This is a genomic window from Mesorhizobium vachelliae (assembly GCF_033977325.1).
GTDB classification, from domain to species: Bacteria; Pseudomonadota; Alphaproteobacteria; order Rhizobiales; family Rhizobiaceae; genus Mesorhizobium; species Mesorhizobium vachelliae.
The window spans coordinates 179489-204976 of record NZ_JAVIIR010000005.1; the positions used below are offsets into that span (position 1 = coordinate 179489).

Consider the following 25488-nt stretch of genomic DNA (forward strand, 5'->3'; position numbering starts at 1 on the left):
CAGGTGTCACGCCGGCTTTTGCCAATCGCCAGCGCCATACCATTCAACATCACAGAAGTTAGCGCGGCGCCGAAGCTGCCAATCTCCCCCCAAGTGGGGGAGATGTCCGGCAGGACAGAGGGGGGCGCGAAGGATCGCGGCCGATCTCACCTTGCGCTGCTGCGTTCCTTGCCGACGGGCGTCTGTGGCCGGTAGGCAATCCCAGGACTCACGCCACCAAACCCCGCATCGGCTTCACCGCCGCCGACTCCGGAAACACCTTGTCGCCAAGCACGGCCGCCGACAGCCCGAACTGGTCCGCCAGCAGTCCCTTCAGCACCGCGCGCACGTCGCTGGTGGGCGCGAGGTCGCGCTGTTCGTAGAGCTGCGCCGGCTTCAGTCCTGGCCAGTCGGCAATGACGCGGCCGCCCTTGATCGCCCCGCCGGCCAAAAGCACCACGGTGCCGGTGCCGTGGTCGGTGCCGACGGTGCCGTTTATGCGCGCCGTGCGGCCGAATTCGGTGATCGCGACGACCGCCGTGTCCTTCCAGCGCTCGCCGAGCCCCTTCTCGAATTCCTCGAAGGCGCCGTCGAGGCCGCCGAGCAGGTTGGCGAGACGTCCCGTCGCGCCGCCTTCGTTGACATGCGTGTCCCAGCCGTCGAAGGCCAAAGCCGCGATGCGCGGCCCGTCATCGGCCGCCATCAGCCTTGCCGCGCCCTGCGCCGACTGCCGCATGCCGGCGGCATTGTCGAGGCCGCCTTTCGGCTTCATCGTCTTGCCGTCGAGCGCGTCGCCCAGCGCCATGCGGTCGGCGTCGAGCCCTTTCTGCAGCGCTGCCGCCAATACCGGGTCGCGATGGTTGTAGAGATCGAGCACCCGCTCCGCCAAGGCGTCCCCCGGCGTCGGCAGCGCCTGCGGCGCCCAGCCCAGTACTGGTGCTGCGCCACGGATCACCAGCGGCGTCGAAGGTCCGACCGCCAGCCCGCCGAGCTTCGCCACGCGCTCGCCCGCCGGCAGGCTGGCCAAAGCCCGGTTGAGCCAGCCGGTCGTGGCGTTGCCGGGACCGGGCAGGCCGCTTTCCAGCACGTCCTGGCCGTCGAAATGCGAGCGGTCGCGGTAGCCTGTCGCCGCCGCATGCACGACCGCCGCCTGGCCCGCCTTGAACAGGCGCGCAAACACCGGCATTGCCGGGTTGACGGCGAAGAAACCGTCAAGCGGCAATGCCGGGTTGGCGCCTGAGAGCGAAAGCGCGATGTCGCCATGCAGGCCGGCATAGTCCGGATCGCCGACCGGCCCGACGGTCGACAGCCCGTCCAGCGCGCCGCGCAGCACGATGACGATCAGGCGCGGGTCGCGCTGGTCGGCGGCGCGGGCAAAGCGCGGCAGATAGGCCCAGGCAAACAGGGCGCCGCCGGTCATCAAGACGGCGCGGCGGGAGAGGTTTGGGGTTTCGCAAAGAAGGCTCATGGCCGTATCTCCGCACTGGATCACCGTCGCTGGAATTCAGGCGCCATCAAGAGCAGCGCCAGGCCCTGCTGCTTGGACTCCGCGCGCGAGATCGCCTGCCTCGTCTCGGCCGACACGGACGTGCCGACCAGCGACGCCAGCGCCTCGTCGGGATCGCCGATGTCGTCCGCCTGCTTCGCGGCCTGCCAGGCGATGTCGAGGCGCGTCTTGAGACCTTCGGCGGAGGCCCATGCATCCGTCCGGTCGGAAAAGCCGTTCGGCCCCGGCGGCTGCCATAGCGGCTCGCCGAGCACGCTCAGCCAGCGAAGCGACCGTTGCGGTTCGTTGCCGGCGGTGGCGCCGACAGCCCGCCGCAGCGCCACGACATAGTCCAATGGCGAGCGCAGCTTCGTGAGCGGCGTCGACCAGGCTTCGGGCATGTCGACCAGCGTCAATGCGATCGAGCGCAGGTCGCCGTCGGTCTTGGTGAAGGCCGTGGCCAGGCGGGCGACCGCCGCCGGCGGCGGATCGTCCGCGATGAAATGGCGGGCAAGCTTGGCGGCGATGTGCTGCGCCGTGGCCGGATGGCGGGCAATGTCGTTGAGCGCGGCTTCCGCCTGGCCCATGCCGCCGTCGGGATAGGTCTTGCCGAGCAGCACCGCCTTGCCCGGCTGGTGCGCATTGGCGTTGAAGACGAAGCTTCCCGGCTCGCCCAGTCGCCCCTCGCGGCCCGCCATGGTCCAGCCGGTCAGCATGCCGGCGAAACTCGTCACGTCCGCCTGACTGTAGCCGCTGCCGACGCCCAGCGTGTGCAATTCCAGGATCTCGCGGGCGAGATTCTCGTTGAGGCCGCGTCCGCGCCGCTTGCCGGCGCGGGAATCGGGGCCGATGGACTGCTGGTTGTCGAGATAGAACAGCATGGCCGGGTGATGCTCGACGGCCAAAAGCATATCGGCGAAGCGGCCGAGCACGAATGGGCGGATCGCCTCGCGTTCGAAGGCGCCGGCGCAGGCCCGCACGACTGGCGCCTTTGCGACGGAAACGCAGAAATGGTTCGACCAGAAGCCGACAAGGCGCTCCGCGAAGCCGGGTGCCGCGGCGAGCGCCTTGTCGAAGCGGGCCTGCGCCTCGTCGCGATAGATGTCGGCCTCGACACGTGGCACCGCGGGTTTGGCTTTTGTCGCGGCCGGGCCGGCCGGGTCCTCGGCGGCCATCGGCTGCATGGCAGCCGCCGCCTTCTCATCCCGCGCCGTCTTGCGCTCCATGGCTGCCGCCATGCTGGCCTGGATTGCCGCGGTGCTGTCCAGCAGCCCGGCATTCCGCGGGTCGTCGGTGGAAATAAGCGTGATGTCCTGCTGCTTGAGCTCGGCCTTGAGGTAGCCACGCGGATCGGCGGCGATCTTTCCGAAATCGTCGCCGAGCTTTGCGCCGAGGCCGAAGCGGTGCAGCGCCACCAGCGCCGGATCAGGCAGCACGGACTTTGAAACCGGTGTGGCCAACGAAGCCTCCGTCCGAGGCCGACGCAGATCGCGCCGGCCGACATGTTCCATGATCGCAAGAGCGTTCACGGCGCCGGCCGCAGCACCGGCGCCATGAGCGGGTCACCAGCGGCGCCAGTGGTGCCAGCGGTGGTAGGGATGCCAGACCGGGCCGATATAGACGCGCGGTCCGCCCCAGTAATAATAGCCGGGATAGACCACGCGGCGATTGGGCACGCAGCGGCCCCAATAGTTGGGATGCCAGCCCGGACCGCAGCCCCAGGCGACGTGCTCTATCATTGCCGGCGCCGGCGCGACCGGTGCGATCGGCATCGCCGATGCAGCGCTCGCGGCTGCCGTTCCGCCGATGGCGAGCGCGGCCGCGAGCGAATATCTTGTCAGACTGTTCATGGGTTACTCCCGAGAGTTTCGAGGTTGAAGAGAACCTACCCGCCGCCGAAGGCGGTCACAGGCCTGTCCCTCTTTCCCTTGAACGGGGCGCGCTTGCCCTTTCCGTCGCTGCCTATGGCGATTTTTTTGCCGGCGGCTGCCTGCCGGCCCGCCGCAGCAGGGCCTCGGCCAGCAGTTGGCGATCCTCGGGTGAGCTCGACGCGGCGAACTCGATGATGCGTTGCTCGAGCCGGGTGCGCACAGTGACATCGGCGTTGCGCGCCCGCTCGAGCGCCGCAGCAAGCGCGTTGCTGTCGAGGGTCGGTTGCTGCAGCAGGTTCGCCGCCTCGCGCCGCGCGGCCTGCCCGTCGAGAATCACGTCGCGGGACTCGCGACGCACCTCGCGCAGCGCCTGGCGGAAAATCTTGCGGTCGGCGGCGGGCAGCCGACCGCCTGCCGATTCCAGCGAAAAGCCCGGATTGGACTTGCCGATCAGCCAGCCCGCCCCGCCGGCGAGCGCGCCGATCAGAAAGACGTTGAGCACCAGGGATGCCGCGACGAGACGGGGGTTCATAGATCCTCCTCGGTTTGGTCGGCATCGGGGTCGGCATCGCCGAAAGACGTCGCATTGGCGTCCATCACATAATGATCGGGTTGGATATCCGGGTGGACGATGGTCACCAGCGCCAGCCCTGCCACGGCGCCGGCCAGCCCGACGCCCGCAAGCCCGAAGCCCAGCCACCAGAACCGCCGGCGGCGCTCCTGCCTGACCTCGGTCGCGGCGCGGGCAACGATCGCGCGATGAAGCGCCGGGCTGGGTGCTTCGACCCGATGCCGGTCGAGAATGGCGTCGAGCCTGCCGGCGCGCCCCAGGATGGCGCGGCCTTGCTCGGTCTGGGCAAACAGCATGGCAGCGGCCTGTTCGGCCGGCGGCCAGCGGTGCAAGGCACTGCCATAGGCATTCGCCAGCGCGGTAAAGCGCCCGACATCCATCGGTCCTTCCAGAGGTTTCTCAGCCATTTCTTTCCCCCTTCCACCATTTTGACGTGGCCCCCCACGCCGCTGTCCTCGGAATTCGCAGTCCCTTCCCACTCTCAGTCATCGCCATCCCCTATGAGCATGGCTTGCAACGAGCGACGACCCCGCGCGAGCAGGCTTTCCAGCGCGTCGACGCTGACCTGCATGGCGCCGGCGGCCTCGATGTTGGACAGCTCCTGATAATAGACCAGCACGATGGCCTCGCGCTGGCGCGGCGCGATGCGCTGCAGCGCCCGGTTGACCCTGCGCTCCTCGTCGCCCGGGATCGCATCGGGAAGCGGCGCCTCGTCCGCCACCTCCGGCAGCTCGTCCGTCGTCCATTCGCGCCGCCGCCGCAGCCGGTCGTAGCAGAGGTTGAGCGCCACCCGATGGATCCAGGTGTCGAAGCGTGCGTGCCCCTGGCGCCAGCCCGAGGCATGGCGCCAGATGCGCACGAAGGTCTCCTGGGCGACGTCCTCGGCCTCCGCCGCGTCGCCGAGCATCCTTGTGGCCAGGGCCAGGATGCGCGGCAGCTTGCGAGCCACCATCGCCTGCACGGCGGCGGGGTCGCCGGCGCCGATGCGGCGTACCAGTTCCTCGTCCGGATCGGCGCCCATCAATCGGGGCGCTCGCGACTGTCATTGTGCGGCATAACCTCTTGGTCATTGCTCCTGCTTGGGAGCGGATTTGTGGCCCGGCCTCTCGTCGGCGCTAAGCACGCCGTCGCTATTCTTGTCGAGCCTGGCGAAGCGCTTGGCGAGGAAGGCGTCGAGCTCGCCCTTGTCGACGAAGCCGTCCTTGTTGGTGTCCATGCGCGCGAAGGATTTGGCCGGATCGCCCTTGGCCTTGCGCGCGGTCTGGAAAGCGGTCCATTCGGCGAGGCTGACCTTGCCGTCATTGTCGGTGTCGGCCCGCATGAACGCCTTTTCCCGGCGCGCCTCGAACTGCTCCAGCGTGATGCCGGACTTGGCGGCGGGGGCCGAGGTGCTCGGCGCCGTCTGGGCCTGCGCGGGGGCGGGGGTCGGTGTCGTTGTCTGGGCGACCGCGACCGCGGTCTGCAAGCCAAGGGCAACGACGAATATCGTTTGGCGGATCATGCTCTCGTCTCCGGTGGGGCGCGGCCATTGGCGGCCGCGCTTCAGCCGTTGAACGCGGCGACGAGCAAAATCCGTCGGTCCTTTTTCGGTCGGACAAAACCCCCGGGGCCCGGCACTGCCGAACCGGAGGATTTCCGGGGACGGAAAGCGACGACTAATTCGGCTGTTCGACCGCCACCAGCTGGTCCGGCTTGAAGCCGGCATGCTGCGGCGTCCAGACGTCGCCCTCGCGGTTGAACCAATGGCACAGATACATACCCGAGGCGGCACCGTCGCTGATGGTCATTTCCGGGCCTCCGGATTTCAGCCTGACGACGTCTCCGGTCTTGAAACTATTGGGCATTTCGACCTCCCATGCTGACAAAGGGAGTTTCCCACCAACATCGATTCTCGACAATGGCCGAGATGCGCATGTGAAGTGGTGCAGGGCGGGAAGGCGTGGAAAACTCGTGCTGCTTGCACTATACGCCGGATAGCATTGAGTGCGCGGCCGGATCATGCCGAGGCTTCGGAGTCGAAGCGAGCGGCTCGGTCGCTCCTCGGGTTCAATCGGTGTCGTGTTGTAGAGCCGGCGGTTGCGCCGATTGGCTGTCTTCTCCGGCCGGGCGGACAGTCATGGACCTTTCATCGGGCCACAATGCTTGTGCCTTCGTCACCGCTGCCAAGAGATTGTCGGCTTCAACGCTTCCGATTTCAGTTAGAAGCGGGCTGTTGCCTCCTGCCTCGAAATCGACGTGATAAACCGTCCAACTCCTCATTGCATATCCGACAATTTGCGTCTCGGCATGGGGCACGCGGGTGGAAGCCCGGCTCGCTTTTGTGGTTAGGATTTTGAGATCCGCAAGCCGGGCATGCGCCGACCGATGGGCGGGGGGCTTGGGGTTATCAGCCGGCGCGATCGCGAGACTGGCTGATTTGCCCGCTCACCCACAATCGACCGAGGTCCGTCCTGCCGGACGCATTGGTCTGAAGGGACCAAAGATATAGCCCCTTATTCCGTTGGGGCAGATTGCGCCGCCGATGATCTTCTATCACCTGCCCCATTGCCCATGGTTCACGGAAAGGCCGCTCAACGCTCGGCCTCTGCTAATAGTTTGGTTCTCGTGGGGAATTTTTGGTGCCGCTTGCGGGCATCGAACTGTGCGTCTAAACAACTTGTTTTACTATATTATTTAAGTATGATTGACGACAAAAGCCCCCGAAAATACCCCCAACATTCTGACGAGCACGAAGCCGCGCGAATTGAGTGGACATTGGCAAGATATGAGGGTCAGTTTCCACCAGGCTTCTGACAAAGATCGTATCGCGCGCATGCCGAGTTTGCTCTAAGTTTTTCGGGGGAATCATGATGAGAAGGCCCGCAGCCAATCCAAGGCGCGACGATGAAGCTCGCGCCAAAGCGCTGCAGATATTCGAAGACAAGCAGCGCCAAGGTCTCAACGCAAAACAGGCGAGCGTGGAAGCTGGGGCTCCCTTGGCTTCCCTCTACCGCTGGAAGCGAAATCCCGACCTGTGGGATCAGCCGGCACCTGACCCAGAGGCGTCCATGGCTAGGATCGACACTGCGATCATGACGCTAATCGGAAGCGAGGCGAACACAGCTAGCAGGCTACACGCAGTTCTTGAAATCGGTGCTTGGTTAGTCTGGCCAGGAGAAATCCTGGGGCTGCCCATGGCCTCTATGAGCCTTCTGTTTATCTATTACGCTCGAAGTCGACGCGCTACAAAACTGGGCGACCTGTCAAGTCGTGATATTCAAGAGTTACTGCCGCTCATTTCACTGTCTGAGTTTGAGTTCATGTTCAAGCCAGATGCGAATTTCTTTCCCCATTTTCAGGAATTTGAAATTTACGAGCAGCCGTTTACGGAAAGGGACGTTGCTGCCAGCGTTGGAAGGTATTTTATTGAGGCTGACGGCTCAACGTTTGCATCAAGACCAAGCATCGAAAAGGCCCATAGGGCCGTGAACAACGGCGGCTTTCGCCACTTTTGGCCGATCACGATCAAGCCATTTCGCTCGTTCTTTCGCATCAGGGCTCCGACCATGCCAATCCTATACGTAGAGCAATTTCAATCCGATCTCCATTGGCACTTTGACCCTGAGGAGCCAACGTTTGTCGAAGACGTTGAAGCTATCCTGAACCAACCTGAAAAAATCGCTGAGTTCTTGGCGAAGGCGAAATGGGCTACCCTTCAAATGCAGGCAAAACTCGATAGACGAGCTCTAGCCCATATTCGGTTTCCGCGATTTCCGAGATGGCTGCGTGAGGAACCCTGCGAACTCCGTCCCCTTGAACCGGAGCTTCTGGACGCAGTCAGCGAACCCGCTGCTGACTGGGATTTCTAATCGACCCACAAGATTCTCATTTCGTATTGGATCGCCTGATACGCTGGCAAACCAAATAAGACAAACGAATCATGTATCTACAGGGTCGGCGACCTATGTGAGAGTCTGGTGACCGCTCCGGCTTATTCTCATTTTCTCGAGGCCGATTACATTTCCGTTGTCGCAAACGTTCAGCGGCGCAACGGAAAGGAATTCATCAATGGCTACGCCATATCGCGAACAGCCACCGGGCATCCCACCCGACAACTCGCTTCTTCGTATTAAGTCCATTGTCGCTCCTGGTGGGCCGATTCCTGTCAGCCGATCGACTTGGTGGGCAGGCGTTCGATCGGGCCGCTTTCCCAAGCCAGTCAAGCTCGGGCCAAGAACCACGGTTTGGCGTTCAGCCGATATCCGTGAGCTGATCGAAAGCCTTCCGCCGTCCCACCCCGACTGAGCAACGCCGCCAAGCCGGCGGACGCTACCCGCCTTCATTAACCCCATCGCTGCGACGTCCGACCTCGAGCCCGTAAAGGCTTGGGCGGATCCCCTGCGCCTTTTTGCTGCCGACGTCGCTGCTGAACCCAACGACCGGCGACCCGCAACCTCTCAACCAAGGAGCACGAACGATGACAATCTCCAGACCCCTGACCGTGGGAGGCGGAAAAATCATTTCCGGATTTCCCCGAGGTCCTAACGGGCTAGTCAGCCCTATGCAGCAGGAGCCTACCCCGGCTTATTCCGTCAGAACCGAAATAGCGGCTGCATCCACCTCTAACCTCGGCGCCGCTGAGGCTAGCACATCGAAGGTTCCGTTCGTCGCTTCATTGGAATTGGCGAAAGCGATCGACGAATGTCGTCATCAGCGCGACGAACAGCAGTTGCTTCCCTCGTGGAAATCGCGCCTGGCGTTCTTTGCCGCACCGTTCAGACTGTTTCTGGCGATGGAGGCAGGCGGCCGAGAAGCAGTCGAGCATGTGCTTAAGTTCCCGCCTTTCACATCGCGGAAACGAAAGCCGAGCCTGGAAAAGACCGCGCTGATTGCGATCACGTTTTTTGCGCTGCCGGAGGCCCCAGGCGAGAATTCACTTTGCTCGGATTATGCCTGCGTGATTGAAGCCGCGCATGACAAGGGGGTCACGCCTGAGCAGATCGAAACTTGGCTGGCGAGCACCACGCTCGCCGACTGTAAGAAAATGGTCAGGGCAAAGCGGGCAGCCAAGTCAGCAAAGCCGTCGACCGCCGCCGATGCCGACAATGCATCGGCGCGAACCTCGCTCGCCGCTGAGCGCGGAGCAACAGCATGGATCAGCCCAGAACGGTACGGCTACAGACTGCGAACCGTTATTACGGCGACCGGAAAGGGGACGGAACTTGCCCTCGACCTGGAGGGCCCTGAGAGCCGCCTTCGCTTGACAGTTCTTGATTTTGGAGGGGAGCCTTTGCCGGCTTTGCTCCACCGTTTGGCCGACGAATACCAAGCTTCGTCCGGCGACAGCGGGGAGGGCAACGATGCCTAAGCGGCCCGAGAAGTTCGATCGCCGCGCTCTTCGCGATGCTAAAGCGCTACGGCGGCTAGGAGTGCAGCGCGTCCAGTCAGAGGAGGAGCTGTCCACTGCCCATGATGCTCGTCTCGCACGGTTTGCACGAGCTGGCATCGACGAAAAGCAATGGAAGCACCTTCGCCGTTGTCGTGGGGCAGAGTGCCCCCATCCTACGTGCTCGGCCGCCTGCGTGTTCGGTGAGCGCAAGGAACTCAACCGCGTCGTGCGCCAGACAAGGAGGCTGTTGAAGGCCGAGCCAGGGACCTTGCACTTCGTCACCATCATCGATCCGAACTATTTCTTGGAACCCGGGCACATCAACGAACTGTCCATCAACGGATTGTTTCAGAGCGTGCGCCGGCGGCTGCGCGATGCGCCAGAGAATTGGAAGTCGGCTCGCATCGTCGGTGCGGTCGATATCGCCTATGATCGCAATGAAGATGGCCGGGAATGGTGGGCACCGCATCTGCATCTGGCGGTAGCCGTCGATGCCGATGCTAAAGAGGTCCGCCGGGTCTTGATGCCAAGGCGGCCACCGCCGCCGGATCTCGTGGGGCGGAAGTTCCGCCCCGTGAAGGTCAAGCCGGTTACCGAACTCGCCAACGCGATCGGCTACATCGTCAAGCCCACCGCCGATGGACGGGAAGAGACCTCAGATAAACGGGGCAACAAGAACCGTCGACCGTTCAAGCTGCCCGAAGCGGCGCAGCTAGAACATGACCTCTGGCTGCTGCAGTTGAAGCCAAGGGAGCGTGCGTTCTTAGGTGGAATGATGAAATCGCGCGGTGGCGTGGTTCCTCGGAACCGTCGCTAGGCGGAAGGTTTGAAGTGTTCACCGGGGATCTGAAAACGCGGACGGTAGGAAGGCAAGGGGGGTTAGCTTGCAGTACATAACCATACCCATCACCAACCAGCCCTTTGTACCCATCAACTCAGCCCCCTGCACCCTCAACCTGCCCATCGCCCCACTTTAATATGTTCACTGCCTAGGTCGCCATCTCCCCATTGATGACCACCCCATAATTTGATGAGGCCCTCGCCCATTTTCTGTTGGGCCTCATCGGAAATTCCTCATCACCGCCACCAACCGCACCCAGTCGGAATCCAATTCCTTCGGCCGGTAAAGCGACGTGCGCGCAATTTCCAACCCCAACGAGGAGAAGACCAATGCAGACCACGAAGATAATTAACACCCAGCAGGGGCTCATCGAATGGCTCGGTGAACAGGCCAAGAATTCGAAACGCCAGGGATTTGTGCCCAAGGCTGTGGTCGAGCAGTTCGATGAAATGATCAAGGCTTTTGCAGAGACAGGCTTCTGGCAGTTCGACGGTGCCGAAGACGAGTTTTTTGAACAGCTCCACGACCGCATTGATCGTGATGAAATGGGAGCCCATTGCCACAAGTCTGTGCCAGAGTTTGTTGCTGCGATGGGGGTACTCTTGGGCGAAGAACGTGAGGCCGGTGAGATTGGCGTCCCCTGCATCGCCGCTGTCATCCAGCTTCTCAAGTTTGTCGCCAAGCAAAAGAAAGTCCTGTTCTGCCTGGAGGGGGAAGACGCTGTACGCGTCAAGTCAAAACAGGGCTTCGAGCGTCATCACGGCGTGAGCATCGACGTGGTCATATCGCTGGCGGATGATTCCGTCCTGCACTGACAGAAGTCTGGAGAGAGCGCAGGCGAGCTTCGTCGGCGCTATCTGACGCCGTCCAACGTAGACAGTCCGAACTGTTTCACAGCACCGGTCTCGGTCGCGCTTTCCCGCTCATCTGAAGCCACGTGCGGCACAACGTCGGCCGGATCGTCCGGTGCTGACATCACCATCTCGATAGGCCCACCCGGCCGGCAAGAAAAACGGCGGATCGGCTGGTGACTCTGCCGGAGTCCAATTCCTTCGGCGCGTAAAGCGACGTGCGTTCAATTTCCAACCGCAACTAGGAGAAGACCAATGCCCACGACAACGAAAACCAAACCAGGAACCATCGTCACCGGCGATGTCATGATCGACTGGCTCATGGAGCAGGTGGGCCAGCGCTCGACGCTGGTCGATCTGCCGACCGACTACGTCCTGCAGTTCAACGACATGATTGCCGATTTCAGGAGGGGGCACGGATTCGGGTACATGGGTACGTACTGGGAGGCGGAACTCCATAGCACCTTCCGAACCCTCGCCGATCACCGGCAGCCTAAGACCGCCGCTCCTGTAATCCTCTTGCGCATCCATGCCGCCATTTGGGCCTACAGCTGCGAGACCAACGGCGACGTGCAGGCAGATTTTCTGATCACTTACCTGCTTGACCAACTCGGCTTCAAGAAGCTGTTCAAGATCTACCGCGACGTTGACACCGTTCAGTATAAGAGCAGTCGCCCCATGCGCCGTGCTCACGGGGTCGGCTTCGACGTTACCGTCAAGCGATCGCCTGCCCTCATGCTCCAGACGACCGGCCTTCTCCTCAAGGCTCTCCTCGACAAGGCCTATCCTGCCGCCGGCCCTCCTTCGGAGGAATTTGCCGGGGGCCGCCAGATGTCGAAACTCGAGTGGGCACGGCATCTCGGCCCGCCGCTTCGCAAGCCTTGAACGACCGGCGTCCGCCCATCGGGTGACGCCACCCCCCTTCTTCACATCGCGCACCTCAATCCGCCGCGCCGGAACCATTGTAGTGGCCGGTAAAGCACTCCGTCAAAACGTCCAACAGGAGACAACCATGAAAGTGATCAAAACTCAGCCCGGCCTTTTTGAATGGCTCGGCGATCAGGTCAAGAACGCGAAACCGCAGGTCTTGGTGTCGAAGCCTATAGTCGATCAGTTCGATGAGATGATCGCCGCGTTTGGAACAAGCGGGTGGTGGCATTTCGGTCATTCGCGCGACCATTTCTTTCAGACTTTCCTGGACCGTGTCGATCACGGAGCGTCCCAGATCCGCTGCAATGAGTTCGTGGTCAAGTTCGTTTCCGCGATGGCATCAATTGCGCGCGACGTTCGTCATTCAGATGAACTTCGTACCCATTACCTTTATGCCTTGGTCGAACTCTTCAAGCCGCTGGCCAAGAACACCAAGGTCTTGCTCTGGGAAGACGGGAACGTCACGCGAGTTCAGTCAAGGAAGGCCTTCGAGCGTCGCCATGGCGTCAACATCGACGTGCGCCTGTTTGCGAGGGAGGGCGATCCTCCCGTGGTCCGACCTGACATCGGGAAAGCTCGCTGACGCCCAGTAAAGCTTCGCAGGTTTTCCGACCTCCCTTCGCTTCCACCTGCACGGGTCACCCCGTCGCCACAATCGACGCACGACCCGTGCAGCGCCCAGTCCGGGGTTCCGGCTGTCAGACGGGCGTCAATGCAAAATCAGAAAGGCCAATCCATGCCACAGACGAGCAACCCAGAACCCGTTCGCACAATCACCGACCAGGTTGAATTCATTGATTGGCTGGTTGGACAGGTGAAGGCGAGCGACCCAGAACTCATCGGGGCAGGCGAAGTCAAGTTATTCGACTTTGTCGTGCAAGAGTTCAAATACGGTCGCTTCCGTACACCGATGGGGGCGGGAGAATTCTTGGCCGAAGCGTTCGACGATATCGCTGATCAAGACGAGAAAGTTGAATGCTCGATTGCAGTCCGCTGGCTTGCCGCCGAGGCCGTCGGACACGTTTTCGAATATGGTGACGCCGGGGCGGAAACCTTCATAGCGATGATGCTTGAGGAGCTCGAGCTGGACAAGCGCATACGAGCGACTGAAGGCAGCCGTCAGACCAGGTTCAAGAGCACCCGTCGCTTCCGCGAACAATTCGGCTTCCACTGCGACGTCACCGTGAAGCACGGCCAATACGTCGATTAAACCGGCGTGGCCAACCATCCCAGACCCTCTTGCCCGTGCAGCGCATGGTGTCTCCTTTGGAGGCGCTTCATCAACACGGAAGATCAAGGCGATGACGACGTAGCCGCAGCGTCCGACTGCACGCATTTCCGCGAAACCAATTCCGACGCTGTAAAGCACGAGGCCGTCTCACCGACGATGGCCAAGCTGCGAGCGCATTCAGCTTCAAGGAGAATGAAAATGATGCTCAACGACAAACCACAACTGATCTATCAACTTGACCCGTTCCTCGGCTGGCTAGAAAGCTACATGCTGCATCGCGGCCCTCGGATCACCGTGACCGAGCGTTCGGTTTCCTTTTTTCAGGCGCTGATGCGCTGCGCCCGGGCGAAGGGGCATATCCCAAGCTCAGGGCGATTCGAGATGATTGATACCGTAACGGATGGGTTCATGGTCCCCAGCAAAACGGCGAAGTGCAACGCCGGCATGAACATGTTGTTGATGACCGTTTTCAACGAGCTCCTCACGGATACTGAACCTCACATCGAGCTGCACGAATTTTGCCGTCACATGATCGAGGCCCTTGAGCTGGGGATGTTGGTAAGCAAGCGCGGCAAGAATTATCGTTTCACGTCATCCGCCGAGCTGACCAAAGCCGAGGGCGTAAGGATCGACGTGACGATGCCCGCTCAGATGAGAGAGGCAGTCGACCCTTTGTATTGATCGATTTCAGGAGGCTGTCAGCTTCGACCTGAGAGTCACGGCACCATTCGGCCACCGTCTGCTGCGGTCGCGACAAAAAGAGATAAAACAACCTCTGGTTGACAATAGGAAAGTAGTCCTGTATACTGGTTGTGGCGAGCTGCGTCGGTCGATGCGGCTAGGCCAGGACCTAACAGGAGTTGACACATGCCCATAACAGACCGACCCGGCAGCTCGTGCCGGCAGCCAGCGCAACGTGATCATGGGGGCTCTTCGGAGCCCCTCTTCTTTTTGGGGGCGGGCCGATGAGCCTCGCGTCCGAAACCACCCCGTCGCTGATCGTGTTCGGAAGGGACGACACGAGCAAACCCCACGCATCGATCTTCCTGCTGCCCGACGTCGAGGCGGCCGAAGGCGCTGCCAAGCTCATGGGGATGCACTCGCACCGGATCGAACCGGGCGAAGCGGCCGACGTCGTTATGCGCCTGCCGAAGGGCAAGCTGTTCGACAGCGGCAAGGCCTTCGTGCCGTTCGTCAAGGGCGAGTTGTACACCCGCATTGCCGCCCTGGCCGGGGTCGCTGACGAGCCGCGCCGGGCCTCAGTCGGTGCCGATGACCCCGGCGACCCCGAAAATGCTTCAGCGGGCTCGCCTGAGGCGCTGACGGGCCATGCCGACCCCGACCAAGGCGGCGGTTCGGGCGATGGTGGCGGCGAGGGCGGTTCGCCTGACCCGTGGGGCAAGCTGACGGTCGGCGACATAGTGCTGGCGTCGGAAGGCCCTGACGAGGGATTTTTCGAAGCCCGTATCACGAAAGCGAAAGCCAAAGGGATCTTCTCGCTGAAGTTCCGCGATTACCCCGAGGCACCAGCCATAGATCGCAGCTACTACCAGCTCGGCCTGATCCACCCCCGGCAGCTCGTCAAAAGGTAGAGCTTACCTCGGCGGGCTGGGCTTGGCTCGGCTCGCCACCCGTTCAGCCACCCTTCCAATCAAATCACAGGACCAAACCCATGACATGCTCAGCAGAGTGTGCCGCCCCGACGCCGGCCACCGACAAGAGAACCCGCATTCGACAACTCAACGACCAGCTGCGCCAGACCGGCGTTGGTGGGCGCATGGTGATGACCGCTGGCGTGGCCGCGCTGCCCGCCCATGACATCGCCACTATCCTGCTGGCCATCGCCAAGTTCGACGCCTTCGACCAGGACAACGACCCGTGGGGCGAGCACGACTGCGCCCTCCTGCACGTTGGTGAGCGGCAGCTGTTCTTCAAGATCGACTACTTCGACCGGTCGATAACCTACCTGTCACCGGATCCCACCGATCCGAACGTCACCGTGCGCGTCATGACCGTCATGCTGCCGGAGGAATACTGATGCCCCTCGCTGCAGAAGGCACAAGAGTGCTCCACCCGAATTCGTTCATTTATCGAGAGAACGCACTCCACTCGCTATTCGCGGGTGTCGTCAGATGGCGTCAACAATTCCAGATAGTTGACACCGATAGCCTCGGCCAACTCGTAGACGGTTATCACCGTCGGATTGCGTTTGCCGCGTTCGAGGCCACTCAGATACTGCTGGCTGAAGCCCGAACGCGCCTCAACCTCCTCTTGCGTAAGACCTTTCGCCTTCCGCAGCCGAGCGAAATTTTCCCCAACCAATGCGCGCATATCCATGCGCCCTTGCGTTGCGGATTCCGATCGGCTCCGTTATCAACTATAATATGTATTCTTGCTCGAAGGGGTTCGAGCGCTTCTTTCAGGGGGAAATGAAATGAAAATCGCAGTTGGAATAATTGGAATTTTGCTCGGCTTGGTTTCGATGCTGCAGTCGTGCGCCGTGGCGACCGGTGGGAGTCTCACATCAAACCACGATCTCGCCGGAGCTGGGTCAGTTGGGGTGTTTGTCGGGTTATTGTTCTTCGTTGGCGGTGCCTTTGCGTTCGGACTGCCGCTGGTCTCCGCCATCATTTTCGTCGTTGGCAGCCTGTTCGCCTTTATCGCCGCCACCAGCTTCACCGACATGAAGATTTGGGCCGTTGCCGACCTCATCCTCGCCGCCATGGCATTCTTCGCATGGAGAAGGGCACGAGCTGACCGCGTCAAGATCTCGAGCGGGGCGCCGCAATGAGGAGCGGCGTTCACAAAAGATCAAGGCATTCACAGTTCATTTTGACGGCAGTGGTCCTGTGCTTTGCGTCACTTGCCATTGGGCTCGATGCGCGTCCTGCTTTCACGCAGGAAACACAGGCAAGGTCGAGCTTTCGCGGCATTCAGCTCGATATGACTGAAGCGCAGATCGAGCAGTCGTTGGATCGATCGTTCTCCCTCGGCACCCAGCCGCCAGGACCGATGCCGGCTGAAGGAAGCATGAATTATCAGTGGAGGATCCAGAACGACAAAACGCGAGAATACCTCTACATCGCCAAAGGCGAGCAGCTTTGCGGCAAGGTGACGATGAGCGGCGGCGTGGCCGCTTTGTTACAGCTCGAGGGTTGCTATTTCGACATCGGTGCATGGCAAATGTCGATACAGGACTTCGCTCGCCAATTGGTCGAAAGTTATGGCCTTGAGGAAGGCATGGAGGGAAGGTCGGAAATTCGGGGCGAAGGGTCGTACCAGCACGAGTACGTCGAATATACCGGCGTCCGAGCGGCGACCTCCGAGCGCTTCACCGCGTCATACAGCCAGCTGTCCGGATCAATTAGCCTCACCGTCCAACCGGTGTCACGCGCCACGTTTAATTAAAGTGCCGACTCTCGTACGAAGTTCATATCCGACGTGATCGGAGCATCGCCCTCCGAAGGCAGGGTCACGAGTTTGAATCTTGCGGGTGCGCCAGTTAAATCAATAATTTAATGGAAAGTGGTCGACTATTGATCGACCTTCCCACGCCGTTTTCCCACATATAGGCGTTGAAGGTAGTCCTGGATGGTTGCGGGCCGAAGCTATCGCCTTCGACCTTATGTCGCTGTCGTGATTGGTCGACCAGCACTCACGGATTGCAGATGGTACAGGCGCGCATATCGGCGCGATTCAGTTGAGCGGCTTTTGCGAAAGCGTCGTCACGACTAAACGGTCCGTGCCAACGACCGTTTCTGTACCCGGCGACTGCGTGGGTCCCTCGACCGTCGTTACAGAACCCACAGTCAGCCCGATGGATCCGGCCACGATCACGGGTCCAGTTCTCATATACATAGCAGTCCATTTTATGCATGTCCCACGCTCGCCGCGGAAAGGTTCAATAGGCGTATTTCGCAGGCCATCGCCAATCGGTCTGTGCTTTGCCGTAGCAATTCACGTAGTCAACGAACTGTCCGGTGGCGATGTCGCGGCAGACCCAAACGAGTTGGCCGTACTGGTTGTAGAATTCATCCCAATCGGCGCCTTGGTAGTAGTTTGGGCGGGCATAGCCCCCGCCACCGCAGTTATTCTTCGAACACACCGCAACGGCAGCGCCAACAGCGGCTATTGCCACACCAGCGGCGATAGCTTGGTTTTGCTTCCTTATCATGTCCGCGCATTGCTCAACCGTCACCGAGCGGCGCGTGAGTTCAAGGTAGAGATTCTGCTGGAATTTGACGTCGTTTGTTGACGCGAGCGTTCTACAGAGAGCCGATGTGCTGACCGCACTCGGGTTCTTGTTGAACGCTTGCTGCGATGTCGTGCACGAGGCGCTTGCAAACGCCAAAGCTAGCGCAGCCGAAACTGCGGCTCGCCGACTGGTCCCCATTTCTACCCCTCCACCCGCTTAACTTCCGCCAGCCCCTTCGGCGGATCATCCTAAAATCAACACAGAGTCTCGCACGCAACGCCATCGCCGTCCCGGTCCAGCTTCCGACCCCACGAGCAATTGTGCAGATACCATTGGGCGTCTTCGCACGAACTTATTTGCGAGCAATACCGCCGCGGCTCGCAAGAAAGGCCTCCGCTCTGCGCGACCAGCTTGCGGCCGATGATGCCGAGCGGCTGGCCCGAGGGCGCCGCACCGTCACTATGCGATGCGCGCCAGTCCCAGGGCGGCTCAAATTTCCCGACCCACAGGCCGACCTTTGCGGCTTCTGCTTTCGCCTGCTGCGCAGCATAGGCGCCGTGGCTGTATCGAGGCCAATCCAGTGCCTGGCCGTGCTCGACCATCCACGTGGCCACCCTGGTGCCGTCGGCGCGCCGGCAGTCGCCGACGAAGCGGTGATAACGATCCCAGGTGACAAACGTGCACTGCACCGGCCTCGATGCAGCCAGGAAGCTATCCAGCGCTTCGGCCGATCGCCGGCCGCACGGGTATTCGAAGCCCTTGGCGTCGTCGCAGTATTGCCTGCTCTCGGGCGCGTCGATGCCGTTGAAGCGGACCCGCTGGCCGTGCACTTCGATCGTGTCGCCATCGATGATCGACGCAACGCCGGTGATCGGAGCCGGCTTGGTGCTGGCCAAGTTTTGCAGACTGATCTCGTGGAAGCTGTCGGCGTGCTTGATGGCAGTCAGGGCGGCCAGAGCGCCGGCCGCAGCGACGGTTGCGAAAACGACGCGCCGCGGCGGAGCATTACGCGGGCGCCGACGATGGGGGCTCAATCGGAACGCCATCGCTAATCGACCTCGTGCCCGGTTCGACCGCCTGGTTTCACTTCGGCAGCACGCCCACCGCAGGGTCGGCCCAGGCTGTCAACCTGAGTCTGGAGATCGCACGGATGATTACCTGTGTCTCCGCCTCCCCCACCGTTTGCATCAGATGCTTGACCCAGTGGTGCCAGCGGAATGCCGAGATATCGCTGCGCGACACCAGCGCTGCGCTGCCCGTCGCCTTCGATATGGGTGTTGTTACTGTTGGGGTTGAATGGATCGACCGTCTGCAAAAGGCGGTTCGTATTGTTGGCGTCGCCTGATGCCAACGTCATTGTGTCGTAATTGTTGAGATAGTCTGCTGCGCAGCCGGATACGGCGATCACCGCCGCAAGGCAAAATAGAGTTCGCCTATACATTGTCCCCACTCCCCGGCCAGAAAATGGCACGGAAAGCTATATCTTGCAAATCCGCTAATATGGCATTGACCCAAGATGAATGCAGACCGGCAACAAAGACTTGGGGAATAGCTCAGCCTAATGCTCGACACCCCAAAAACCTGACGGCATGATGCCTTCTTTCGGGAGGGGACATGCGCAGAATTATAGGAATTTCAACGACCATACTTTTGTCCGCCTGCACGACCACGCAGCAGGCAAATACAGCGTTATCGACAAAGTTTGCAGGCAAATCAGCAGATAGTTTCTTTATGCAGTACGGCCCCCCAGCATCGTCATACACTATGAATGACGGCAGACGCATGTATGTCTGGGCGGAGACGCAGCGAAATTTTCAGCTTCCAGGCAGTTCGACGTCGACGGTCAATGTGATCGGGAACACCGCCTATGTGAATACGACGACCACGCCAGGCGCCAACATTGCCATGCAATGCCAGGTCCGGCTGGTTGTCTCGCAAGCTGGGACCATCGAGCAGATACAGGCGCAGAGCGATTCAATGGGCGTTTGGCAAACCAGTCGCTGCAACGAGGTCTTTGGAAGTTGAAGCTGCGGCCACTGCGAACTTGTCGCGTGCGGCGCTATGCGCCTTCCGTGAACCCGATTTCCCGTTGCCGCAAACTACAGCGCCGCCGGGGGTCTTGAACTAAGGTATTGCTGTGCAGGGTTCCTGGGTTCCAGCGGACCATCTAGGAAAACGGGCGCGCAAGCAGTTTGAGGGAAGATGGCCCGTCGGCTTCGGTCGGCGGGTCTTTCTTCACCGGAACCTAAAGCCCGGGGCTCCATTGCTTCCGGACAGTCGACGTCGCGGTCCGGGTAAGCAGTCGCGCGTCTGGGCGGGCTGATCATAGGAACTTCTCTCCTTCGCCGCGGTGCTCAAAACAGAACCAGTGTGACGGTTGCGTTGGACGGGCGAAACCCCAACCGGCATCCTTCCTGCATCCGACGTGTTCGCAAACATGCCCGAGAGGTCCGTGGTCGCGTGGCTGCACGATTTCGCCGAGCCGGGTCGGTTCGTCGCTCACTGGTTTTGCCGCCGTTTGAGCGCGTCGATCTGGTCCTGCAGGTAGCCGTTGAGCACGATCATTTCCTTCAGCGCCTTCATGGTGTCGCCCTTGTGTAGGGAGACGAACCTATCGGCAACCTGCTGCAACGCCGCCTCTTGGCGGCTGTCCAGAGTGATGATCTGATCCATGGCGATTTCTCACTAGAACAAGGAGGCCTGCGCCGGCGGCGCAGCGGGGAACTTGATCTGCGTTGCCGGCTTGTCGACGATCACCAGCGCGTCGTCCGGCGCAGGCCGCTGCAGTTTCTTCGCCTCCGACCACGGCGCGGTGAGCCACAATTCGGTTTCCTCCGGCGTGGTCAGGATCACCGGCATCGCCTTCTCGTGGATGGGCGCGATCAGCGCATTGGGCTTGGTCGTTAGAAAGCCGTAGAGCTCGTGGTCGCCTGGACCCTCCTTCACCTTGCGCACGCCGTGCCATGGCGTCCACAGGCCGGCGAAAAAGAACAGCGGCCGCTCCTCGCCGAGCGCGAACCAGAAGTTCTTTTGGACGCCGGTTTCGGGATCCTTGTCGCCCGGTGTCGGCGACGGCTCGGCAAAGCTCGTCACCGGCACCACGCAGCGGTTCTCGACGCCGAGATAGGGCTGCCAATGGGCATACTGCGGATTGCGCACATTGGTGGTGCCGGAATCTGCATTGCCGCGCATCCGCTCGGGCGGCGTCGGCATTCCCCATCGCAGATTGGCGATTTCGCGGCTGCCGTCGGCAGCATTGCGAACCACCGGAGCAAATTGGTTGGGGTAGATGTCAATCGAAGGCTCGAGGTTGCCGGAGATGTCACGGAGCGCCCGCGTCCACTGGCGGATCGCCTCCTGGCTGGTGGTGATGTTGTAGAGGTTGCACATGCCTAGCTCCGAAGGGCTTCCGGGACGCTCAGCGGCCCCATTTCCAGAATTCGCTCGTAGGCGCCCTGACGGTGCCAGACGCCGCGAGCGCGCCCGTTCTCCCTGTCTCGCTTCGGAGCGAACACGACGCCGCCGAAGTGGTCAAGGAACGCCGCCGCGGCCTCGCGATCGGCGAAGCAGTGCAGCCGCCATTGCTCCTGTTTGCCGTCTTCCCAAATCGCGATCGCCGCCCTCGTCCGGCAGGACATGCCGCGTTCGTCAAGAAAGCGCCGGATGAGCGTGTAGTTGCGGCCCGTGCAGAGATCGTCGGGTAGCGCGACCTGATGCGGCATCTCGCGATCAATGATTGAAGGCGCCGGAATGCCGCGGCTGCGTTTGACCATCAGTGGGGCTGTTGCCGCTCTCGGTGTTCCCAGGTTTCCTTCAGGATGATGTCGGTCTGGTCGCGCATTGCATCGGAAAGCGAAATTGCCAGATCCAGATCATCCGGGTAGACTGCCATAATCCAGGCCGCCGACAGTTCCGCGATAGCCCGCTTCTGACTGACGTCGGACAGGCCGCGCAGCGGCTTGACCATCTTCGCAAGGGCACGGCGGATGCCAGGCATCTCGCGCTTCACCGTGGCGTATATCTCAGGCTGCTCGGCTTCGGTCGCACGCATCGGTTTCATGGTTCTGTCTCCATTTTGCCAACAGTGAACAAAATGAGAACACCAGAGTCAAGAGCCTCTTGACCAGAAAGGAATATGTTCCTCATTTTAGCATATGCCGGAGCAACCCGAAAAGTGGCCACGAGGCGCCGCCTGGACCCTGACGCACGCCCACGACGCGGGGCAGGCGTGCCGCATCCGCTGCAGCAAGTGCAACCTCAAACGCTTCTACAAACCGCTCGAGCTCCGCGAGGTCATCGGCAATGTCACGATCGACGAGGTTCGGGAGAAAGTCCGTTGCCAGCAATGCGGCAGCCGCGAATGGATGGATGCCGAGCTATTTCACCCCACCGCAGAGCAAGCGCACACGATCCGATATCGGCGCCTGGTGCAAATCCGATGGGAGAAACGGGTGATCTGGCGCGATGAGTAGCGACGCCCGGAGTTCCTATTGGTCGCTGTCCTCGTCACCGTTTTCATCGTCGGATTGGTTGTTCTGACTTGCGTCATCCGATTGCTCTTGGACGTACGCTTGGCAGCCTTCGTTGAATGACTGGCTATCGCCATCGCAATCCCGTTCGTCGGTGATGTCGTTCCTTGCCGCCCAATCGTACCCGGCTTCGTGGCCCGAGCAGTCATCCGTGCAATCGTAGCCATGGAAAGTCTCTTGCGCGCTTGCCGGGCCGGCAACAAAGCCGGCCAGCGCAAGGGCACCGGCCACGACAAGAATTCGGAACATCACAAAATACTCCTATCGGCGCCCCGACGGTCGGGTATTCTGTGACCTTGGCGAAGATGAGGCTGGCAGCGCCCGAAGCCCACTGCGGATCGGCGTCGCTAGTTCCCGCGCGGTCTGCGTCTTGGTCCTGGCAAACTTTCACACGGATTTGCGGCCAACCTGGCAGTTCGCGGATCTCTTAGCCACAGAGCTTTCTTTCTTCTTTCCAGAATCTCATAGCGATCGACATCAATGGCAGATCGGCCTTTCGCCGCGGCGATCGCATAGTCGGCTCGGTTCGTTCGATAGTCTTCTTTTTGGACGGACATCGCTTTCCTCTCGGTCCGCGGCCTTTCCCTCCACTTGGCCTGGACGGAGACACTAGCTGCCGATGCGTCGCGAGAGTCTACAAATTGAGGATTGTATTAAAATGGTACACTCCCATGCCCGCCGACCTTGTGCAGAACAGGCAAGGATGGGCAATCACCGGGTCGAGCGCTTTTTGCCGGCGCTCTTAGCTGGCTTGGCCCCAGGCTTGCGCCCGAGTCCGCTGGACTTCGCCAGAGCCGACCGCTGAGCCGCATAGTTCGGCGCCACCATCGGGTAGTCCGACTTCAGGCTCCACTTCTCGCGATATGCGTCGGGTGTCAGCCCATAGTGAACATTGATATGGCGCTTCAGCGATTTGAACTTCTTCCCATCCTCAAGGCAGATGATGTAGTCGGGGAACACCGACCTCTTCGGATTGACCGCAGGCGTAAGGGTCGGGCTCTCTGGTTCAGTCGGACCGCCGATCTTCGACAGCGATGCATTCACACTTTGAACCAGCTCGGGCAGTGATGCGACGGGCACAGCATTCTTGCTGACATAGGCAGAAACAATATCCGCCGTAAGTTCGATCAATAGGTTCCCGGAATTCGATGCTGGTTCAGTCACGCAATAGCTCCTTGTGATGGGGCACGAATGTCTAGCGAGTTTTCTCAGAAATGCCAGCGTACCGGGATCCTTTGGATTTAATAAACCCGACGGTCGATCAGTTCATACGCCGTTTGCCCGTACGTCGAACACCATTCTTTCGCCAACTCTTCCGCTTCGGCCGGAACTACACTGCGCGTGTCAGCGGATTTTGCAATGCACCAGCCGGTTTCACGTGCAGTGCTCCCGGAAGTCGTCTCTGCCGTGAGCCTACTCTCGCTCGCCTACCATCAGCAGCGCGCCCTTCATGAAGGGATCGGACCTAAGCCAGTTTGCCACAACATTCTCTAGCATTCATTCCGGGGCGATACGGCAGAAGTTGCGAATATTCGGTTGTGCAGACGCTGAAGAATTTATGGACCGCGTGAAATCGTAATGTGGCTTACAGCTTGGTCCTAGCCATCAAAGTCGCTGCCCGTCGTGCTCAGCCAGAATTCTATAGACCTGCATCCGTGAACAGCCCACTAGCTTTGCGATTTGCGAGGGGCCTTGGCCCTCGTCGCGGAGAGATGTCACTTTGCCTCGATCGATCCGCTGCTTGCCTCCCTTGTAGACGCCGTCTCGTTTGGCTTGCTCGATGCCGTCACGCTGCCGCTCTTTGATGAACCGGCGCTCCATTTGCGCGACCATTCCAAGGACCGTTAGCACGATGTGGCCCATTTCGCCGCGCGTTGATACGTGCGGGTCAAGCACGGTCACGAAGGCGCCCTTCTGTTCGCACTCATAGATCAAATTAAGCACGTCCCGGGTGTCGCGGCCGAGCCGGTCGAGGCGCGTCACCACCAGTTCATCACCGGGACGAAGGAAATCCAAAACCGTTGCCAGTTCGGTGCGGCCATCGCGGCTGCCGCCCGACACCTTCTCCGAACGAATGACCTCGCACCCCTCAGCTTTCAGCTTCGCCAGTTGCGTTTCGAGGTCTTGGTCAGTCGTGCTGACGCGAGCGTACCCAATGCGAGCCATAGCCTGTCACCCCAAGGTTTTGGGCTCGACGCTACCCTGTCACAAATAGTCGATGTCAAGCTGGATCGTGGCAACCACAAATGCGCGCGCCCGTCGCTGCGGGAACGAAGGCTTGCTCCCAAGTGGGACCGTCGAGTGTCCTTAAGCCGCGTCCACAGAAGCCGACACTCCAAGTGACGCTAGCGGTTTAGTGACGCGTCCAAGAATTCGCCTGACGCAATCGTCCTTGATCACGAGAACCGCTCAGAGCACCAGCCGTTGGCATCGTCGGAGAAACGTGGACGAGAATGTGATCGTCGGCTTCTTCCCCACACCCCCGATAGAGTAGAAGTGCACCTCGATTCTCTGAGCTTCGAGTGCAGCTGCCATCTGCGGCCTGAGCGACGGCCGATCCGGAACTAGGAGAATGGGCTTTAGGTCGTCAGGCAGCTTTATCAATGATGGGTAAAGGGCTAGTTGCCCCACTGCCTCGTAGATGTCATGAGCGGAAACTCCTGTCTTGATCTCGATGAGAGCCTTGGCCTTCTCGATCACCGCATCGACCGCATATCCGTAGCTTGTGGGCTTCTTCAGAGACCCCCCAACAAGCCTCTGCAGCTCGGCCCAAACATGCCCCTGCATGTCCTCGACCTCTTTGGTTCCACCCGAGATCGTCACCTTCTTGGTACGCCCCTTTTCGTCCAGCCCGTACCGATATGTCTCAGATTCGGTATATTTCGATGTCCCACCGCCTGCTTTGGACCGAGCTCTTGCGCAGGCATTCGCGAAGGCGGCAGTTTCTTGCGGAATGGTGCCCACAGATGAAATATCTGCAACGACATACCATTCACGAGGCGACAGCTGTCCTCGCGCCGTCACAGGGACGGAATCCAATCCGCTAAGTTCTGCGAAGTCCTCTCGGATCTCACGCGAGATTGGGTTTTTCTTTAGCCATCCTTGCCGAAGAAGGAACGGCCGCCCTTGCTCGTTAAGGCCAATTGCAGTCAGCTTGCCCATGTCCTGCTGCGCTGCATCGGGCCGAACGATCTTTACGACCCACGTATCAAGGCTTGAATCAAGGCCGAATATCACCTGATCCTCGATCTGCCCCATTCCACCACGTCGGTTGTTGGCGAAAACGAGCCCGGTGCCGTCGATCACTCGTCTGTTGCTGTTCTCGGCGCTGCCATCGATCAAAGCCTTGACCCATTGACGGAACAGGCGATCAGTCTTGGCTTGATTGGTCAGCAGTTCAATCATCTAACTCTCCGTTCCCAGACCAGCTTTGGGAAGCACCGGTATCAGGAAATGCCCCTTGTGGCACCTAGCTGGGGGACATCCACTGAGACCTTTATGCATCCCCGACCGGGCAAGCGCTCATGGACTGTCACATCAAGGTTTAAGTGCTTGATGCCTGCTTGTAACAAATGGCTGCCACTAGTCCTAAAGTTACGCTCAGTGGCGCCGCCGATGTCACGTCACGCAGGGGTA

General features: G+C 60.7%; 35 protein-coding genes. 15 read left to right on the forward strand and 20 right to left on the reverse strand.

Annotation, left to right across the window (positions count from 1 at the left end):
• Positions 1 to 208: 208 nt before the first annotated feature.
• The 8 genes from RFM41_RS13070 to RFM41_RS13105 form a co-directional block, all read right to left on the reverse strand.
• Complete coding sequence (locus RFM41_RS13070) at positions 209 to 1447, reverse strand: DUF1501 domain-containing protein (protein WP_320249127.1); 1239 nt, start codon at positions 1445 to 1447, stop codon at positions 209 to 211.
• A gap of 20 nt (positions 1448 to 1467) precedes the next feature.
• Positions 1468 to 2976, reverse strand: a complete 1509-nt coding sequence (locus tag RFM41_RS13075) for a DUF1800 domain-containing protein (RefSeq protein WP_430691538.1) — start codon at positions 2974 to 2976, stop codon at positions 1468 to 1470.
• A gap of 51 nt (positions 2977 to 3027) precedes the next feature.
• Positions 3028 to 3315, reverse strand: a complete 288-nt coding sequence (locus RFM41_RS13080) for a GCG_CRPN prefix-to-repeats domain-containing protein (RefSeq protein WP_320249126.1) — start codon at positions 3313 to 3315, stop codon at positions 3028 to 3030.
• Between the two features lie 112 nt (positions 3316 to 3427).
• Positions 3428 to 3868 carry a periplasmic heavy metal sensor gene (locus RFM41_RS13085; protein ID WP_320249124.1) on the reverse strand — a complete coding sequence of 147 codons (441 nt, stop codon included), beginning with the start codon at positions 3866 to 3868 and terminating at the stop codon, positions 3428 to 3430.
• Entirely contained in the window at positions 3865 to 4314 is a 450-nt protein-coding gene (locus tag RFM41_RS13090; RefSeq protein ID WP_320249122.1) for a hypothetical protein, read from the reverse strand. Before RFM41_RS13090 ends, RFM41_RS13085 begins: the two co-directional genes overlap by 4 nt.
• Before the next feature lie 74 nt (positions 4315 to 4388).
• The gene (locus RFM41_RS13095) at positions 4389 to 4928 is read right to left on the reverse strand and encodes an RNA polymerase sigma factor (protein WP_320249120.1); all 540 of its coding nucleotides are present in this window, start codon (positions 4926 to 4928) and stop codon (positions 4389 to 4391) included.
• Positions 4929 to 4973: 45 nt separating this feature from the next.
• On the reverse strand, positions 4974 to 5408 hold the full coding sequence (locus tag RFM41_RS13100) for an EF-hand domain-containing protein (protein WP_320249118.1): 435 nt from the start codon (positions 5406 to 5408) through the stop codon (positions 4974 to 4976).
• Between the two features lie 154 nt (positions 5409 to 5562).
• Positions 5563 to 5751: a YodC family protein gene (locus tag RFM41_RS13105; RefSeq protein WP_320249116.1), complete on the reverse strand. Its 189-nt coding sequence runs from the start codon at positions 5749 to 5751 to the stop codon at positions 5563 to 5565.
• 1002 nt (positions 5752 to 6753) lie between these two features.
• Here RFM41_RS13105 and RFM41_RS13110 point away from each other — a divergent pair.
• The 11 genes from RFM41_RS13110 (at position 6754) to RFM41_RS13160 (ending at position 15166) form a co-directional block, all read left to right on the forward strand.
• Positions 6754 to 7755, forward strand: a complete 1002-nt coding sequence (locus tag RFM41_RS13110) for a hypothetical protein (RefSeq protein WP_320319265.1) — start codon at positions 6754 to 6756, stop codon at positions 7753 to 7755.
• A gap of 199 nt (positions 7756 to 7954) precedes the next feature.
• The gene (locus tag RFM41_RS13115; RefSeq protein WP_320249113.1) at positions 7955 to 8191 is read left to right on the forward strand and encodes a helix-turn-helix transcriptional regulator; all 237 of its coding nucleotides are present in this window, start codon (positions 7955 to 7957) and stop codon (positions 8189 to 8191) included.
• Between the two features lie 172 nt (positions 8192 to 8363).
• Entirely contained in the window at positions 8364 to 9254 is an 891-nt protein-coding gene (locus RFM41_RS13120) for a hypothetical protein (RefSeq protein WP_320249111.1), read from the forward strand.
• A complete protein-coding gene (locus RFM41_RS13125; protein ID WP_320249109.1) occupies positions 9247 to 10092 on the forward strand; it encodes a hypothetical protein in 846 nt (281 codons plus the stop codon). Before RFM41_RS13120 ends, RFM41_RS13125 begins: the two co-directional genes overlap by 8 nt.
• Before the next feature lie 353 nt (positions 10093 to 10445).
• The gene (locus tag RFM41_RS13130; protein WP_320249108.1) at positions 10446 to 10931 is read left to right on the forward strand and encodes a hypothetical protein; all 486 of its coding nucleotides are present in this window, start codon (positions 10446 to 10448) and stop codon (positions 10929 to 10931) included.
• Between the two features lie 291 nt (positions 10932 to 11222).
• Positions 11223 to 11852, forward strand: a complete 630-nt coding sequence (locus RFM41_RS13135; protein WP_320249106.1) for a hypothetical protein — start codon at positions 11223 to 11225, stop codon at positions 11850 to 11852.
• Positions 11853 to 11979: 127 nt separating this feature from the next.
• Complete coding sequence (locus tag RFM41_RS13140) at positions 11980 to 12480, forward strand: hypothetical protein (RefSeq protein ID WP_320249105.1); 501 nt, start codon at positions 11980 to 11982, stop codon at positions 12478 to 12480.
• 129 nt (positions 12481 to 12609) lie between these two features.
• The gene (locus RFM41_RS13145) at positions 12610 to 13107 is read left to right on the forward strand and encodes a hypothetical protein (RefSeq protein WP_320249104.1); all 498 of its coding nucleotides are present in this window, start codon (positions 12610 to 12612) and stop codon (positions 13105 to 13107) included.
• A 219-nt stretch (positions 13108 to 13326) separates the two neighbouring features.
• Positions 13327 to 13809, forward strand: a complete 483-nt coding sequence (locus RFM41_RS13150; RefSeq protein ID WP_320249102.1) for a hypothetical protein — start codon at positions 13327 to 13329, stop codon at positions 13807 to 13809.
• Between the two features lie 284 nt (positions 13810 to 14093).
• The gene (locus tag RFM41_RS13155; RefSeq protein ID WP_320249100.1) at positions 14094 to 14720 is read left to right on the forward strand and encodes a hypothetical protein; all 627 of its coding nucleotides are present in this window, start codon (positions 14094 to 14096) and stop codon (positions 14718 to 14720) included.
• An 80-nt stretch (positions 14721 to 14800) separates the two neighbouring features.
• Positions 14801 to 15166, forward strand: a complete 366-nt coding sequence (locus RFM41_RS13160) for a DUF3768 domain-containing protein (RefSeq protein ID WP_320249098.1) — start codon at positions 14801 to 14803, stop codon at positions 15164 to 15166.
• A 74-nt stretch (positions 15167 to 15240) separates the two neighbouring features.
• Here RFM41_RS13160 and RFM41_RS13165 read toward each other — a convergent pair whose 3' ends face one another.
• Positions 15241 to 15465, reverse strand: a complete 225-nt coding sequence (locus RFM41_RS13165) for a helix-turn-helix domain-containing protein (RefSeq protein WP_320249097.1) — start codon at positions 15463 to 15465, stop codon at positions 15241 to 15243.
• A 97-nt stretch (positions 15466 to 15562) separates the two neighbouring features.
• Here RFM41_RS13165 and RFM41_RS13170 point away from each other — a divergent pair, with 97 nt between their 5' ends.
• Together RFM41_RS13170 and RFM41_RS13175 are read left to right on the forward strand one after the other, a co-directional pair.
• The gene (locus RFM41_RS13170) at positions 15563 to 15919 is read left to right on the forward strand and encodes a hypothetical protein (RefSeq protein ID WP_320249096.1); all 357 of its coding nucleotides are present in this window, start codon (positions 15563 to 15565) and stop codon (positions 15917 to 15919) included.
• A complete protein-coding gene (locus RFM41_RS13175; RefSeq protein WP_320319266.1) occupies positions 15916 to 16536 on the forward strand; it encodes a hypothetical protein in 621 nt (206 codons plus the stop codon). Before RFM41_RS13170 ends, RFM41_RS13175 begins: the two co-directional genes overlap by 4 nt.
• A 493-nt stretch (positions 16537 to 17029) precedes the next feature.
• Here RFM41_RS13175 and RFM41_RS13180 read toward each other — a convergent pair whose 3' ends face one another.
• From RFM41_RS13180 to RFM41_RS13190, 3 genes are read right to left on the reverse strand one after another with little or no spacing between them, the layout of a single operon-like run.
• Positions 17030 to 17521, reverse strand: a complete 492-nt coding sequence (locus RFM41_RS13180; RefSeq protein ID WP_320319267.1) for a hypothetical protein — start codon at positions 17519 to 17521, stop codon at positions 17030 to 17032.
• A gap of 56 nt (positions 17522 to 17577) precedes the next feature.
• Positions 17578 to 18369, reverse strand: coding sequence for a thermonuclease family protein (locus RFM41_RS13185; RefSeq protein ID WP_320319268.1), 792 nt, complete (start codon positions 18367 to 18369; stop codon positions 17578 to 17580).
• A gap of 2 nt (positions 18370 to 18371) precedes the next feature.
• Positions 18372 to 18764 carry a hypothetical protein gene (locus RFM41_RS13190; protein WP_320249090.1) on the reverse strand — a complete coding sequence of 131 codons (393 nt, stop codon included), beginning with the start codon at positions 18762 to 18764 and terminating at the stop codon, positions 18372 to 18374.
• A 173-nt stretch (positions 18765 to 18937) separates the two neighbouring features.
• On the opposite strand from RFM41_RS13190, the gene RFM41_RS13195 reads away from it, so the two are divergent.
• Entirely contained in the window at positions 18938 to 19348 is a 411-nt protein-coding gene (locus tag RFM41_RS13195) for a hypothetical protein (protein WP_320249089.1), read from the forward strand.
• 474 nt (positions 19349 to 19822) lie between these two features.
• Here the strand turns inward: RFM41_RS13195 and RFM41_RS13200 are convergent, their stop codons facing one another.
• Genes RFM41_RS13200 through RFM41_RS13215 form a run of 4 tightly spaced genes read right to left on the reverse strand, consistent with a single transcriptional unit; the run spans position 19823 to position 21383 of the window.
• On the reverse strand, positions 19823 to 19996 hold the full coding sequence (locus RFM41_RS13200) for a hypothetical protein (RefSeq protein WP_320249087.1): 174 nt from the start codon (positions 19994 to 19996) through the stop codon (positions 19823 to 19825).
• A gap of 12 nt (positions 19997 to 20008) precedes the next feature.
• Positions 20009 to 20713 carry an SOS response-associated peptidase gene (locus tag RFM41_RS13205; protein ID WP_320249085.1) on the reverse strand — a complete coding sequence of 235 codons (705 nt, stop codon included), beginning with the start codon at positions 20711 to 20713 and terminating at the stop codon, positions 20009 to 20011.
• A gap of 2 nt (positions 20714 to 20715) precedes the next feature.
• Entirely contained in the window at positions 20716 to 21096 is a 381-nt protein-coding gene (locus RFM41_RS13210) for a hypothetical protein (protein WP_320249084.1), read from the reverse strand.
• On the reverse strand, positions 21096 to 21383 hold the full coding sequence (locus tag RFM41_RS13215; RefSeq protein ID WP_320249083.1) for a hypothetical protein: 288 nt from the start codon (positions 21381 to 21383) through the stop codon (positions 21096 to 21098). The genes RFM41_RS13210 and RFM41_RS13215 overlap by 1 nt, the downstream gene beginning before the upstream one ends.
• Before the next feature lie 94 nt (positions 21384 to 21477).
• On the opposite strand from RFM41_RS13215, the gene RFM41_RS13220 reads away from it, so the two are divergent.
• Positions 21478 to 21795 carry a hypothetical protein gene (locus RFM41_RS13220; RefSeq protein ID WP_320249082.1) on the forward strand — a complete coding sequence of 106 codons (318 nt, stop codon included), beginning with the start codon at positions 21478 to 21480 and terminating at the stop codon, positions 21793 to 21795.
• 15 nt (positions 21796 to 21810) lie between these two features.
• Here RFM41_RS13220 and RFM41_RS13225 read toward each other — a convergent pair whose 3' ends face one another.
• The 4 genes from RFM41_RS13225 to RFM41_RS13240 form a co-directional block, all read right to left on the reverse strand.
• Positions 21811 to 22101, reverse strand: a complete 291-nt coding sequence (locus RFM41_RS13225; protein ID WP_320249080.1) for a hypothetical protein — start codon at positions 22099 to 22101, stop codon at positions 21811 to 21813.
• A 462-nt stretch (positions 22102 to 22563) separates the two neighbouring features.
• The gene (locus RFM41_RS13230; RefSeq protein ID WP_320249078.1) at positions 22564 to 23016 is read right to left on the reverse strand and encodes a Ros/MucR family transcriptional regulator; all 453 of its coding nucleotides are present in this window, start codon (positions 23014 to 23016) and stop codon (positions 22564 to 22566) included.
• Between the two features lie 441 nt (positions 23017 to 23457).
• A complete protein-coding gene (locus RFM41_RS13235) occupies positions 23458 to 24018 on the reverse strand; it encodes a recombinase family protein (RefSeq protein ID WP_320249077.1) in 561 nt (186 codons plus the stop codon).
• A 243-nt stretch (positions 24019 to 24261) separates the two neighbouring features.
• Entirely contained in the window at positions 24262 to 25257 is a 996-nt protein-coding gene (locus RFM41_RS13240) for a hypothetical protein (protein WP_320249076.1), read from the reverse strand.
• Between the last annotated feature and the right edge of the window lie 231 nt (positions 25258 to 25488).